The organism is Stieleria marina (genome assembly GCA_007741555.1).
GTDB lineage: Bacteria > Planctomycetota > Planctomycetia > Pirellulales > Pirellulaceae > K23-9.
In genome coordinates, this window is record CP036526.1 from 175,147 (window position 1) to 188,925 (window position 13,779).

At 54.2% G+C, this 13,779-nt stretch carries 7 protein-coding genes; 6 read left to right on the forward strand and 1 reads right to left on the reverse strand.

What is annotated here, in order from left to right; genetic code table 11:
- Nucleotides 1–349: 349 nt before the first annotated feature.
- From K239x_RS00700 to K239x_RS00725, 6 genes are all read left to right on the forward strand, one after another.
- Complete coding sequence (locus K239x_RS00700) at nt 350–1,876, forward strand: sulfatase family protein (protein ID WP_145415797.1); 1,527 nt, start codon at nt 350–352, stop codon at nt 1,874–1,876.
- 203 nt (nt 1,877–2,079) lie between these two features.
- Complete coding sequence (locus tag K239x_RS00705) at nt 2,080–3,360, forward strand: DUF1552 domain-containing protein (protein WP_145415798.1); 1,281 nt, start codon at nt 2,080–2,082, stop codon at nt 3,358–3,360.
- Nucleotides 3,353–5,896: a DUF1588 domain-containing protein gene (locus K239x_RS00710; protein ID WP_145415799.1), complete on the forward strand. Its 2,544-nt coding sequence runs from the start codon at nt 3,353–3,355 to the stop codon at nt 5,894–5,896. Before K239x_RS00705 ends, K239x_RS00710 begins: the two co-directional genes overlap by 8 nt.
- A gap of 307 nt (nt 5,897–6,203) precedes the next feature.
- Nucleotides 6,204–9,185, forward strand: coding sequence for a PSD1 and planctomycete cytochrome C domain-containing protein (locus tag K239x_RS00715; protein WP_145415800.1), 2,982 nt, complete (start codon nt 6,204–6,206; stop codon nt 9,183–9,185).
- A 62-nt stretch (nt 9,186–9,247) separates the two neighbouring features.
- On the forward strand, nt 9,248–10,633 hold the full coding sequence (locus K239x_RS00720; RefSeq protein ID WP_145421988.1) for a DUF1501 domain-containing protein: 1,386 nt from the start codon (nt 9,248–9,250) through the stop codon (nt 10,631–10,633).
- A 411-nt stretch (nt 10,634–11,044) separates the two neighbouring features.
- Nucleotides 11,045–11,212: a DUF1328 domain-containing protein gene (locus tag K239x_RS00725; RefSeq protein WP_145415801.1), complete on the forward strand. Its 168-nt coding sequence runs from the start codon at nt 11,045–11,047 to the stop codon at nt 11,210–11,212.
- Between the two features lie 318 nt (nt 11,213–11,530).
- Here K239x_RS00725 and K239x_RS00730 read toward each other — a convergent pair whose 3' ends face one another.
- Nucleotides 11,531–13,735: a sulfatase family protein gene (locus tag K239x_RS00730; RefSeq protein ID WP_145415802.1), complete on the reverse strand. Its 2,205-nt coding sequence runs from the start codon at nt 13,733–13,735 to the stop codon at nt 11,531–11,533.
- Between the last annotated feature and the right edge of the window lie 44 nt (nt 13,736–13,779).

The following is a 13,779-nucleotide window of genomic DNA, read 5'->3' on the forward strand; positions in this document are numbered from 1 at the left end:
AACTGGGGGCATTGCACGTTTAGCAGAGCCGAGTGGCTGGCAGCGATCGAAACCATGGATCAGCGTTTGGATACCTGTGTCTGGCCTAGTACCGATCCGCAGGCGCTCAACGTGCTGGCAAAGTCACTGGACCGAGCAGGCAAGGCGCGCTTTTGTGAGTACGAGGGAGTCGAACGTTACAACCTTACTTGGGTGCCAACTCCTGCGGACTTCGTCGGGAGCGAGCAAAGGAAATGAATCGAACTCTTGTCGTTCTGACCGTCGATACAGCAATATGAATTAGAATATTCGGACGTTGATCGTGATGGATCTTCGATCGCGCAAGCCTTTACCAATTGAAAGAGAGCACATGAAAAGTATCGCCGCAGTCTTCCTCGCCCTGGCTTTGACTGGACCACTGTCCGCTGCCGAACGTCCCAACATTTTGTGGATCACAATCGAAGACTGGTCGCCTGATCTGTCTTGCTATGGCACCAAGGGAATTCAAACTCCGCATGTCGACCGGCTTGCCGCCGAAGGTATCCGCTACGAGCGCGCATTCACGACTTCGCCGGTCTGTTCGACATCGCGTTCGGCGATGATGACCGGGTTCCACCAAAACTACATCCGTGCGCATCAGCACCGCACGGAAAACAAGAAGCCGCTGCCGTACGGAATCCGTCCGATCCCGCATTTGTTTGCCGATGCCGGGTACTACACTTGCCTGATGAGTTGGAAGACGGACTGTAACTTTTTGCCCGACAAAAAGGACGAGTTGTTTATGGGCGTCGATTGGAAAGATCGCGAACCGGATCAGCCCTTCTTTGCTCGTATCACTTTCGGCGGAACTCACCGATTCTGGAATCGTGATCCACAGCGCCCCATCGATATTGCCGATGTTGAGCTGCCACCCTACTACCCCGACACGGCGTTTATCCGTCGTGACTGGGCCAACGGGCTGGAGCAGATGCAGTTGGTGGACCGTGAGGTCGGTGCGATCTTGAAGCGACTCGATGACGAGGGGCTTTCGGACAATACTCTCGTGTTCTTCATCGGAGACCACGGCCGTTGTCATATTCGCGGCAAACAGTTTCTGTACGACGAAGGCACTCAGATCCCGATGATCATGCGTTGGCCCGGGAAGGTAGAACCCAAACAGGTCAACGATGATTTGGTCATGTCGATTGACATTTGTGCGACGATCCTGGAAGCCGCCGACATCAAGCCGCCGGTCGCGTTGCACGGCAAGAGTTTGTTTGGCGACGACGTCAATGAGCGCAAGTACACTTTTGCCGCTCGCGACAAAATGGATACGACGCATGACTCGATGCGGTCGATCCGATCAAGGGATCACAAATTGATTCTGAATTTGATGCCCGAGCGTGCCTACTGCCAATTCAGTTTTTACAAAGAGGGCGCCTATCCACCCTTGGCCGAGATGAATGTGTTGAATCTGCAAGGCAAGCTAACACCCGAGCAAGCCGCGTTCATGGCAACCAGCAAACCAGAGATCGAGTTGTTCGATCTTCGCAGCGACCCACACGAAATCCATAATCTTGCGAATGATCCAAAGTACGCGGACGTTAAAAAAGAAATGCTTGCCGAGCTGAACAAGTGGCGAACGGATGTCATTGAAGATCAGGGCGTTTCCGATGATTTTCGCTGCCTCGGTTTTTACCCGCAGAGCAATCCCTCAGAGACCGTTGGCCAGTGGGTCCAAGAGAACGATGGCAAATATGATTTCCAAAAACACGGTAATCCGGCCTGGTATCCGACGCGATCGCTCCAGGATTGGCAGAAAGTAAGAGCGCTCTGGGAACCTTGGGTGTTCCGAGCACCGGAAGACAAGATGAAGCGGCCCGTGATTCCATTCACCAAAAAGCCGAAGAAAAAATAGCCTCAGGATTCCTTGCTAATTCTTGACGCAGCGTCGGCATAAATAATTGATCAGCGATCTGATGGACGTTTGCGATGAAGCGGTCTTAGGACCGCTGTATCGCAAGCCGTCGGCTCCCGTTTTCGCAATAGTGCGTGGAACACCGTGATGCAAAACCAGCAAACCTTGCCAGTCGGAACTGGCCCTCTCTCTCGAGTCAGTCCATGAATACAGATCGTAGAACCCTGTTGCAGGGCCTTGGCGGCGTGCTTGCGTTGCCGATCCTCGAAAACGCTCTGCCGCGATCGTCGGCCAATGCTGCGCAAGCAGAACGTCCGGAAGCACCCAAGCGTTTTCTTGTGGTGGGCAATCCGCTGGGGATGCACCCCGAGAACTTTTTTCCCGCCGATTTTGGGACAGACTTTCAAGTTTCCCCGACGCTCAAGGCACTCGAATGGCTCCAAGGTAGGTTTACGATTCTGTCGCATACCGACCACAGCATGAAGAGTGGCCACGGTCGCGAGCTATCGTTTCTCAGTGGCGTACTGCCCGAAACCGCTCATGCATTTGCCGAAAAGAACATGTCGCTGGACCAGTTCATTGCGCGGCAGATCAGCGGTACCGTGCGATACTCGTCGATTCATGCGGCGCTCGAAACTGGAATTCGCATGGTCTACAACGGCAACGGCGTGGAGATCAAACCGTTCACCGATGTGAACTCCTTGTATGACTATCTGTTTCTGAACTTTACGCGCGAAGAGCGCCGCGTACGTAAAGAGTTGTTCGACCGCAACGGCAGCATCCTTGATTCGGTCAAGGGTCAATTCTCAAAAGTATGGTCCGACGCTTCCGCATCCGATAGACAGCGACTGGAGCAATTTGCGACTTCGGTTCGTGATCTGGAAGGTCGTTTCGATGAACGCACTGAGTGGATCGATCGCGATAAACCGAAGTTTGATCTCTCAAAACATCTTGCCGTCGATGAAGTCACGTTGGTTAACCGGTACAGCGCCATCTTTGACATGATCGCTTATGCGTTTCAAACCGATTTGACTCGGGTTGCCACGGTGTCATTTCCAAACGAGCTGAATTACACCGATGTCAACGGCGTCAATCGTGGCTATCACGCTTGTACGCACAACGGCAAGAATGAAGACATCGTGGCGGAATTGGTTGCGATTGAATCGTTTCAGATCGCTCAGATGTCCGCCTTCTTGATGAAATTGGACGCGATCGACGAGCCCAATGCCGAGGGGTCGATGCTGGATCATACCGTCGTACTATTTGGTAGCGGCATGGGCTACGGCGGCACGCACTCGTGTCGCAATCTTCCGATCTTGGTCGCCGGCGGTGGTTTCAAGCACCGTGGCCACGTGGATACGCGCGACGCCAGCGGCAACAATATGCCGCTGTGCAACCTCTATCTGTCGCTGATGCAGCACTTCGGTATCGAGCGTGACAGTTTTAATGTCAGTACCGGAGCATTTGAGTTGAATCATGCGTAAGTCAATTTTGGCATTGGTCACGGTAATTGTTGCGACCTCCATTTCGGCCGCCGATCATCCGTTGCTCACCCAGCACTGCGGAGACTGTCACTCGGTAGATGATCCAGAGGGCGAATTTTCGCTCAACATGCTGGGAAACGAAGTGACCGACGAGAGTCGCGAATGGTGGACGTCCAGTTTTGATTTTGTCAAAGCCCACGAGATGCCCCCTGCGGACGATTTGAACATCACCGATGCCGAGCGAACCGCAGTGGCCGAATACTTGCGACAAGGTTTGTTGGCTGATGATGAGGTGGACAAAACGCATCGTCTTGTCCCACGCCGACTGAACAATCGCGAATTCGCTAACAGCGTCGCCAGTGTATTGATGATCGAAGATGTCGGCACGCATCAGCCGCTTGGGGATTTGCTCGGCGATGCGTTGCACGAAGGTTTTGACACCAACGGAGACGCGTTGGGCATCAGCGAATATCACTTGGAACAGTACATTAACGCTTGCCGTGGAATCCTCGATGCGGTCGTACTTTCCGGCGAAAAACCCGTGTCAGCACGCTACGTCGTCTCCTCCGACAAGCTGCGAATGTCATCGCAAAGCCAGCGAACCACGCAAGCAAAACGCGGGCTTCGCCGTGAGGACAGCCTGGAGTTTACCGACCCAAGGCTCCACATCGATTTTGAAAACTTCGAGACCGTACCGACAACGGGACGTTATCGGATCAGGATTCGAGCGATGGGCGTTGACCGTGGTTACTACGATTCCGAAGCGACAGGGATTTATGATGGCGACCCGATTCTGTTGACAGTGAGTTTGGGGGATCGGCAATTCACGTATGACTTACCCGACAACAAAATCCTAGACATCGAACTCGACGAATGGCTGGCGGAAGGGACACGAATCCAGCTGACTTACCCAACCGACGGTCTGCGATTGATCGGCAACGGTAATTTCAAGTTTCAAAATAGAATTGCTCATGACTACATCAAGGAACACGATCAGGCGACCTACCAGAAGGTGTTAAGAGAAGTCGTTGCCAAAGCACGATTTCGCAAAGAGTCCCCGAGCCATTGGAGCCACTGGACCGATTACTGGCGGGGGCCGCGGCCTCGCGTTTTCGATGGTGAGATCGAAGGTCCGCATTATGAATCGTGGCCGCCCAAGCGCACGGTTGCCTTGGTTGGCGAGAACCCCGCCGCGGACAGTGCCGAATCAATCCTTCGCCCCATCGCCGAGAGAGCATGGCGTCGATTGGTTCGTGATGGCGAACTTGACGCGATCGTTCAGCTTGTTCAACGACGGCGAAAAGAACTGGGGGATGTGGAAGCGATCAAAGAAGGGATCCTGGCGGTTCTTGTCACGCCATCGTTTCTGCTGATCAACTCTGAAGAAGGTACACCGGCAGACCGATTTGCGACCAAGGCGAGCTACTTATTCACCAGCACACCACCCGGTGCGAAATTGCGAAAATCAGTTGCGTCCGGGCGGTATTCCGATTTCGACTCGGTGAGGGAACTTGCCAAGTCGTACCTGACAGAACCCAGGGGCGACGTTCAACCTGACGATGCACTCAGACAGGTTGGAAGCCGATCCCAATCAAAGGCCTTTGCTTTCCTGGATGAGTTTCCGCGGGCTTGGTTGCAGCTCGATCGCATCAACTTTATGGCTCCCGACCCCGACCGCTATCCGTTCTATCACAAGAAGAGGGTCAGCGACGACATGATCGACGAAGCGACGGCCGCGTTTCGTCATGCTGTGGACAATAACCTGCCGATTCCGGAATTGCTGACCGCCAACTATTCATTTATCAACGCGGACCTAGCCAAAATTTACGGCGTCCAGAACATCGCACAGGATTCTAAGCTGCGCAAGCATGTGTTCACCGATGGCAGGCGTGGTGGGTTTCTGGGGATGGGAGCTTTCTTGACTCTCACGGCTGATAGTCTCGGAACGTCCCCGATTCATCGTGGCGTCTATGTGCTTGAGAATTTTCTCGGCACAAAGCCGTTGCCGCCACCGGGCGACATCGAGATCCCGGAACCTGATGTGCGATCCGCGACGACGATCAAAGAAGTCTTGCAGGCCCATGTTTCCAACGAAACTTGTGCGTCCTGCCACCGAAGCATCGATCCCTACGGCTACGCTTTTGAGAATTTCGATGTGGCGGGGCGCTGGCGAGACGTTTACGCGCAGTCGATCGGGACGAACTCGCCTGAGAACGAAGCCAAGGCGAAGCGAACGAAGAAAAGAAATCGCAATCGACCCACCGTTCAGGAAACTCCGATCGATTCGTCCGCAACGTTTCGAAGCAGTGACCACTACAATGACATCACTGGTTTTCGCAGGTTGATGCAATCCGATGCCAACAAAGAGCGATTCGTTCGTTGCTTTATCAAGAAGCTATTGCTGTATGCCAACGGCGAAGAGCCCGAGGATTTTGCGGAACTCGACCAAATTCTTAACACATCCGCCCAGCACGAATACCGCATCATCGACACCATCGCAGCGGTCGTTCACAGCCCGCTCTTTCGAGGCGAGTAGCAGGAGTTTGGCAACGCGTTGCCTGTGCGGCGTCTGTGACTGTCCACAACCCGCTGCATCGGCTGTCGATGCAGCCAAGTTGCCAAGCACCTGGTGACGTAATGCTCTCATCGAAGTGCCGCTTCGCATCTCTCATTTGAGCCGCGTTTTTCCATCCGTAACGGACATGAAGCGACGTAGATGATCCTCGACATAGTCGATGCAGACCGAGTATCCTGTGAGAACCGCTCCCGCCCCAAATAGTTGACGTCGCAAGTCATTCCCAGGACCTCTGTCCATGCTTCGTTTCGTTCCCGTAGTCATTCCAATGCCATTTCGTAGCGTGCTGCTTTGTGGTTTCGTTCTTTTCGTCATCGGTCAGTTGCCTGCAATTGCCGTCGCCGAGACGGTCAAATTTCCGCCGGACCAATTGGAGTTTTTTGAAACTCAAGTGCGGCCCTTGTTGAGCGCTCACTGCTACGAATGCCACAGCGTCGATGCCGAAAAAGTGCAGGCGGAGTTCTGGGCTGATAGCCGAGACGCCTTGATCAAGGGTGGCGACAGTGGTGAATCAATCGTCCCTGGCGATCCTGACAACAGCCTGTTTATGGAAGCCATTCGATGGGAGTCGTACGAAATGCCGCCCAGCGGCAAACTCCCCGATGCGGATGTCGAAACGTTCGCGAAATGGATTCGCATAGGCGCCCCTTGGCCGAAAGAAGACAAGCCGACGGCGGCAGCCGAACGTCCCTCGTTTGATCTGCAGCAGCGAGCCCAAGAGCACTGGGCTTGGCAGCCGATTGACGCACCGGATGCTCCCAAGGTTAAGCAGCAAGATTGGCCCCGCGCAGAACTGGATCGTTTCATCCTCGCCAAACTGGAAGAGAAACAACTATCGCCCGCCAAAGATGCTGATCGCTTGGCCGTGATGCGTCGGATGCATTTTGACATCACCGGATTGCCTCCGACACCGGAAGAGATTCTTCGTTTCAAGGAGGACATGTTGCCCGAAGCCTTCGAGCGACTCGCCGACACCTTGCTCGATTCGCCTCACTATGGTGAACGGTGGGGCCGTCATTGGCTTGATCTCGTTCGCTATGCCGAATCACGCGGCCACGAGTTTGATGACGACGCAGTCAACGCGTTTCAATATCGGGACTATGTCATTCGCGCGTTCGATGCCGACGTGCCCTACGATCAGCTGGTGCGAGAGCACATTGCCGGCGACTTGCTTGAGAATCCGCGACTGAATGCCGAGAATGGTTTCAACGAATCGATATTGGGTACCGGTTTCTGGTTCCTGGGCGAATGGGTTCACTCTCCCGTCGACATTCTCAAGGACGAATCGGATCGCTTTGACAACATGGTCGACGTGATGTCTAAAACATTTCTGGGCGTGACGATTGCCTGCGCGCGATGCCACGATCACAAATTCGATGCGATTTCGACGGCAGATTACTATTCGCTGACTGGCTTTTTACAAAGCAGCGATTTTCGCCAAGTCCGCTTTGACAGCGTCGAGAAAAATCGCTCCGTCTCGCAACAACTCGCTCAGGTCGATGCCAAATATCGTCGACAGGTCGTGTCTCTGCTGGCTGAAAACCAGCTGGTGGTGCCCCGGCGCCAACCGTTGCCTAAAGCAATTAGCGACGTTCTGGTTTTTGACTACGAAGACCTCACATCCGACCAAATGATCCAAGATGGATACATCTTTGGTGACCGCCCTCATCGCTCTGGCGACCCGCTGCTAGTCACATCTGACGAGACTCCAAAGATCGGATTTGCGACAAGCGGTAATGCGGCAAACGATCCTGCATGGGATGGTTTGAAGTCGATTGCACAGAAGAACTTTCTGAACCGTAGCCGATTGGCAAAGATGCCCCGAAGTGGACGAACGTTGCGGACACCAACGTTTGAAATCACGGACGGGTTTGTCGCCTGCAAAATTCGCGGTAACGGTTTTGTGGTCGCGTGCGTGGATTCGCATCGCCATCTATCTGGGCCGTTGCACAAGGAAACGGTGCTGGAGGTTACCAAGGATCAATCATTTGTTGAATTGAATCTGTCACGCTACCAAGGCCACCGCGTCCACTTGGAGTTTACTCCCGCAGAGAATGAACGACTGCAAATCGCTTTCGTGCTGCAAGGGACCAAAAAGCAGCTAAAGCAAAGTGTCGCTGCCTACGCGGACAAGCCTTCGGTCGAATGGGACGAGTTCAATAAAGACGCGTCTGAGAAAGTCGGCGGAGACTTGGATCTGATTGCGGAGAAGTGGGCGAAGTCGCGTAAAAAGGTGGCACGTCAAATCGTCAAAACTTCACGCACAGCGATGGCGATGTTGGATGGCACGGGCGAAGACGCTCACGTGTATATCCGAGGAAATTCGTCGAAGTCCGGCGACCTGGAACCGCGACACTTTTTGACCGCGATTTCCAGCAACGCGCCGTTGGAGATCAAGAAGGGCAGTGGACGGTTGCAACTGGCTGCGCAAATCAACGATCCGGCAAATCCACTTTCAACGCGCGTCGTCGTCAACCGTATTTGGCATAACTTGATGGGACGAGGCATCGTGCCGACAACCGATGATTTCGGCGTCTTGGGCCAACGCCCCACACATCCCGAGTTGCTGGACCACTTGGCGACACAATTTCTGAACGACGGTCGCAGTATCAAGCAAATGATCCGCTCCATCGTGTTGTCGCGTACGTATCAAATGTGCAGCCAAGTCGACGCGACGGCAGCTAAATTGGATCCAAAGAACCTGCTTTGGCACCACCGGCCACCCAAGCGACTGGAAGGGGAAGCGATTCGTGATTCGTTGCTGGCCGTTGCGGGCAATCTTGATCCGAAGCTATTTGGCCAGTCGGTACCGATCCACCTCACCGCGTTTATGAATGGGCGCGGTCGCCCAAAGAAAAGTGGTCCGCTGGACGGCGACGGACGAAGATCCATTTACGTGTCGGTACGGCGAAACTTTTTGTCTCCGTTTATGTTGACGTTCGACACGCCCGTGCCATTTAGCACGATGGGCCGCCGAAACGTGTCCAACGTGCCTGCACAGGCATTGATTTTGATGAACGATCCGTTCGTGATCCAGCAAGCTGACAGTTGGGCGAAACGTGCCCTGCAGCAAAGCGAAGCAGCCACCGAGCGTGTTCAGTGGATGTATCTGACGGCGTTTGCCCGACAGCCGACGGTGTCGGAACTGGATGTCGCGATGGAGTTTGTGGGGCAGGAGTCGAGCGTCAAACGCTGGTCCGCTTTTGCCCATGCATTGATTAACACGAAAGAGTTCATTTTCCTTAGGTGATACGCATGAACAATTTCTTTCCCTGCCAACGCTACCGTCCTCAACCGGCATCTCGCCGCGAAATGCTGAAGCGTTCCGCCAGCGGATTCGGTGCGCTGGCACTGTCCGCCCTTGGTCTGGATCCCGCCTATGCATCGGGAACCGAAGATTTGGGGAAAGCGTTGCACGGTCCTCATCATCCTGCGACCGCAAAGAACGTGATTTTCCTGTACATGGATGGTGGTCCGTCGCAGGTCGATACGTTTGATCCTAAACCGCTGCTGGACAAGTTTGATGGCAAGGACCCAGGCGAACTTTTTAAAGTCGAACCGACTCAGTTCAACAACAATGGCAAGGTCTTGGCGAGTCCGTGGAAATTTAAGCAGCACGGTGAATCGGGATTACCCGTAAGCAGTTTGTTTCCGCACGTGGCTTCTTGTGCGGACGACTTGGCAGTGATTCGGTCGATGACGTCCGAATTTCCTGAGCACACCTTCGCCAACTACTTTCTGCACACTGGCAGCGGTCTCCAAGGACGCCCCAGCATGGGTGCATGGGTCAACTATGGCCTGGGAAGCGAATGCAAGAATCTTCCAGGATTCGTTGTGCTCAATGGCGGGCTGATTCCACCTGGCGGACTGGATTGCTTTGGCAGTGGATTTCTTCCGGCGAGTTACCAAGGTTCCGTGTTTCTGCCTTCGGGTACCGGAGTCGCAAACATCAAGCGTACCGAAGCAACCGCAGGCGAGCAGCAGGTCAAACTAGATCTGATTCGGAAGTTGGATGGTTTTGCCGAAAGCAATTTTGGAAAACACGACAGTCTTGAGTCCGCGATCCGGAATTACGAACTGGCAGCTTCGATGCAATTGGCTGTTCCTGAAGTCATGTCGTTGGACCAAGAGCCGGCGCACATCAAGAAAATGTATGGCATGGAGTCTGACTTCAAACATACCCGGACCTATGCAGCTCAGTGTTTGATCGCGCGGCGAATGATCGAAAGCGGAGTGCGCTTTATTGAACTGACTTGCCCAAGTGCCGGCGGTGATCGTTGGGACCAGCACTCGAAATTGAAAGAAGGCCATGAGAACAACGCTCGCGCGGTTGATCAACCGATCGCCGGATTGCTGAAGGACCTGAAACAACGCGATATGCTCAAAGACACGTTGGTTGTTTGGGCTGGCGAGTTCGGCCGCACACCGTTTGCCCAAGGTAAAAACGGCCGTGATCACAATCAATTTGGATTCACGGTCTGGATGGCGGGCGGCGGTGTCAAACCAGGATCGGTCTTTGGTGCCACCGATGAATTTGGATACAAAGCAGTGGAGAATCGTCTGGAAATGCACGATCTGCACGCAACAATGCTGCACCTGATGGGTGTCGATCACACTCGCAGCACCTTCCGTTTTGGCGGCCGTGATATGCGGTTGACTGATGTCAAAGGCCACGTGGTCCATGACGTCATCGCGTAGCACGCCGCGGTGAAAATATCATTGCACCGCGGTCCAGCGCGTTGAAGATTCGTTGCGTAGCACGGCCACTCTGCACTGGTACGCTACAAGGTGCAGGGCAGGGCACTCGGGCGCGGAAGGCGTTTGCGAAGATCAATCTGTTGTGTTTGCGGCGACTGATCGTCGGAGGTTTTGCTGCCACGATGCCAGTAAATCGACCATCCGCTGGTCAAATCGAATGATCCGTTTTCCTCCCAGGTCTTCGATTCAGGCGGCTTCACGCCATTAACACGCCAAATCTTTGGCCGAGGACTGCAAATTTCCAGCCCTTTGGATTTTTGGCACAGCAATCGCTTCTACCTAACCAATCGACTCACGTGTTCGGTGGTGTTCACTGTCGCGTGATTAACCTTGTAACTTTCGGAGATTGCTATGTTGGGCTGGGCTTTAACTTTCTTGATTATCGCGTTGATCGCCGGCGTGTTGGGATTCGGTGTTATCGCAGGCACGGCCGCCAGCATCGCGAAGATTCTCTTTGTTGTGTTCCTAGTGCTCTTCGTCATCGGCTTGGTTCTCGGACGCCGTGGCCCTGCTGCGTAGTATCAGCAGTTGATCTAGCAAAGCGAATCGTTCTGTTAGCACACAAAGAAACGTGCTAGCAGAACGCTTGAATTCATCAGCATGGCAGCGAGCCGTGTGTCGAAGCCGCTTCGATACCGGCGGCTGTAACGAGGTCGCTGGGTCTCACATTGATGGGCGTGTCGCTTCAACTCTTGCGTATAGTTGAGAGCCGCAACTGTATTCAGTACGGGTGCTTCGTGGGGGGCGGCGTTACTGGTTCGCTGATAATCGAGGGCTAGGTGTCTTTGCCGTCGATCGTTCTGTCCGTCCTTCTTGTTGGGCAGGCGAACTGGCTCATCAGCCCTCGATGATGGAGGCTGCGTCTAGTTTCTTCTCGGCGCTATCCGCGAAAATTTCCGCGTCAAACTGAATATCGTCGACGGTGATGTGTCCCCAGCTGCCAGTTGCGTGGTCGACGACTTTGATGAACATTTTTTTGCCAGTGTAGGGAGTGAGATCCCAGCTGGTTTTCTGCATGATTTGGCTGTTAATGCCTCGTGCGAATTGCACCTCCTTGCCGTCGGCTGTGCACAGGGCGACGTACACGTCTTTGCCATTGCCTCCGCCGACGCGGAATGTCATGTCGCCGGCTTTGGGAACGAACATTGGCGACACAATCACGCCGGTCTGGCTGTCATTCCCTTTCTCGGCATCTGCTGATGACTCGAGTGTGGACAGGTAGTGCTTGCCCTGTTTGTTGTACTCACCACCCCTGAAAAATTCGGTGCGACTGCCGATTGGATGAGCGAACTTGCCTTCGATGATTTTCCATGGCGATAGTTTTCCGGACTCGAAGTCAAACGATGCACTCCGGGTGCTCGGCGCGGCTGCCGTTTTTGGCGCAGGGTTGCTTTTGCGGTTTCGTTTTCTGTTTTGGGGCGATGCGTTCCGGTTCTGTTTCGTCGAGTAGCCTGCGAGCAGTTTGCTCAATTCCTGGACGATTTCGGGATAGGAATCGTACAAGTTGGTGGTCTGGGTCACGTCTGCTTCCAGATCGTACAACTGTGCGGGCGGCGCGCTTGGCTGGATTTTTCCATTGACGATGTCGCTGTTGACGCTGCCGACAAAGCCGGCGGCTGTTGGTCCGGCGAAGGTGTGATCGCCCGGCTTGCGTCCGCCGAATCCGCCGCTGCCTTGTCGCGGAATGTACATCCACTTTCCTTTGCGGACTGACAGATGAGTTTCTCTGTGGGGGACAAGGACTAGATGATCGCGAATTGGCTGCTCTGGGTCGCCGACAATCGCGGGAAGCACATTGACGCTGTCTGCTTGCTGAGTCTTGTCCAGTTGTTGCTTGGTCAGTGCCGCAAAGGTCGCCAGCATATCGACGTTTCCAATCAACTGATTCGATGTCGTCCCGGCTTTCACTTTACCGGGCCAGCGTACGATGAACGGTACACGATGACCACCTTCCCAGACGCCGAATTTGAATCCAAGCAGTTTGCCGTTTTGTCGATGCCCGGCGTCAAATGCTGCCTGTCCGCCGCGGTTGAACATGCCGCCGTTGTCACTGGTAAAGATCACTAACGTGTCGTTACTCAGTCCGTTGTCTTCCAAGCACGTCGTGATTTCCCCGACGATCCAATCGAGTTCGTGGATGTAGTCGCCATACAACCCGCACTGACTGGTTCCTTGAAAACGCTTGGCAGGTGTGAACGGGTGGTGAATGTTGGTGGTGGCAAGATATAGAAAGAACGGTTTGTCCTTGCGTTCGGTAATCCACTCGACGGACTTCTCCGCGAACTTCGTCCCGACTTGGTAGTCGTTGTACAGTTTGTGAGCTTCAATGGCTCCGCCGAATTGATTGGCAGTGCGCTGCGCGGCTTCGGGCGGGATCTTGGTGATCGGCGTGACGCCTTTTGCATTTCTGCCAAGAAGAGTCAACGGATCGTCAGGGTTGCTGCCGACGATGCGATCGTTTTCCACGAAGACATACGGGGGCGCGCTGTTCACAACTGGCACGCCAAGGTAATAGTCAAAGCCAAGATCCTGTGGTCCGGGGCGGAGCGGTTCAGTCCAGTTGTTCTTGCCTGTTCCGAATCCCAGATGCCATTTGCCCAGCGCTGCGGTTTCGTAGCCACTGTTTTTAAAGACGTCTGCGATCGTGGTTTTGTCGGTATCGATCAGCAGCGGTGAACTTACTGGCGCCGGCCCCCAAACGCCCTTGCCTCCTTTAGCTCGTGACGGATACTGCCCTGTCAGCAGCGCATAGCGAGACGGCGTGCAGACGGCAGATGCGGAGTGCGCGTCGGTGAACCGGCGTCCTTGTGCAGCAAGCCTGTCGATATTGGGCGTTTGCACTTTGGTTGCGCCATAGCAACCAAGGTCGCCGTAGCCCAGGTCGTCGGCAAAGATCAGCACGACGTTTGGTGGTTTGTCGGCTGCGTTTATTTGCTGCAGCGGTCCCAAGATCAACGCGACCAAGCAGACAAGAGGGGCCACAGTTCGCCGTGACAAAATGGCGTTGCAATCTTGGAAACGTCGGAGGGTTTGATTTTTCATTTTCGCATTCTTGAATGGAGCGTCGTGCGTGGGACCGGTTGTTA

What these genes read in the sequence shown, in the direction of transcription:
- K239x_RS00700 (WP_145415797.1), top strand. Translation starts at nt 350, where the DNA reads ATGAAAAGTATCGCCGCAGTCTTCCTCGCCCTGGCTTTGACTGGACCA.
- K239x_RS00705 (WP_145415798.1), top strand. Translation starts at nt 2,080, where the DNA reads ATGAATACAGATCGTAGAACCCTGTTGCAGGGCCTTGGCGGCGTGCTT.
- K239x_RS00710 (WP_145415799.1), top strand. Translation starts at nt 3,353, where the DNA reads ATGCGTAAGTCAATTTTGGCATTGGTCACGGTAATTGTTGCGACCTCC.
- K239x_RS00715 (WP_145415800.1), top strand. Translation starts at nt 6,204, where the DNA reads ATGCCATTTCGTAGCGTGCTGCTTTGTGGTTTCGTTCTTTTCGTCATC.
- K239x_RS00720 (WP_145421988.1), top strand. Translation starts at nt 9,248, where the DNA reads ATGCTGAAGCGTTCCGCCAGCGGATTCGGTGCGCTGGCACTGTCCGCC.
- K239x_RS00725 (WP_145415801.1), top strand. Translation starts at nt 11,045, where the DNA reads ATGTTGGGCTGGGCTTTAACTTTCTTGATTATCGCGTTGATCGCCGGC.
- K239x_RS00730 (WP_145415802.1), bottom strand. Translation starts at nt 13,735, where the DNA reads ATGAAAAATCAAACCCTCCGACGTTTCCAAGATTGCAACGCCATTTTG.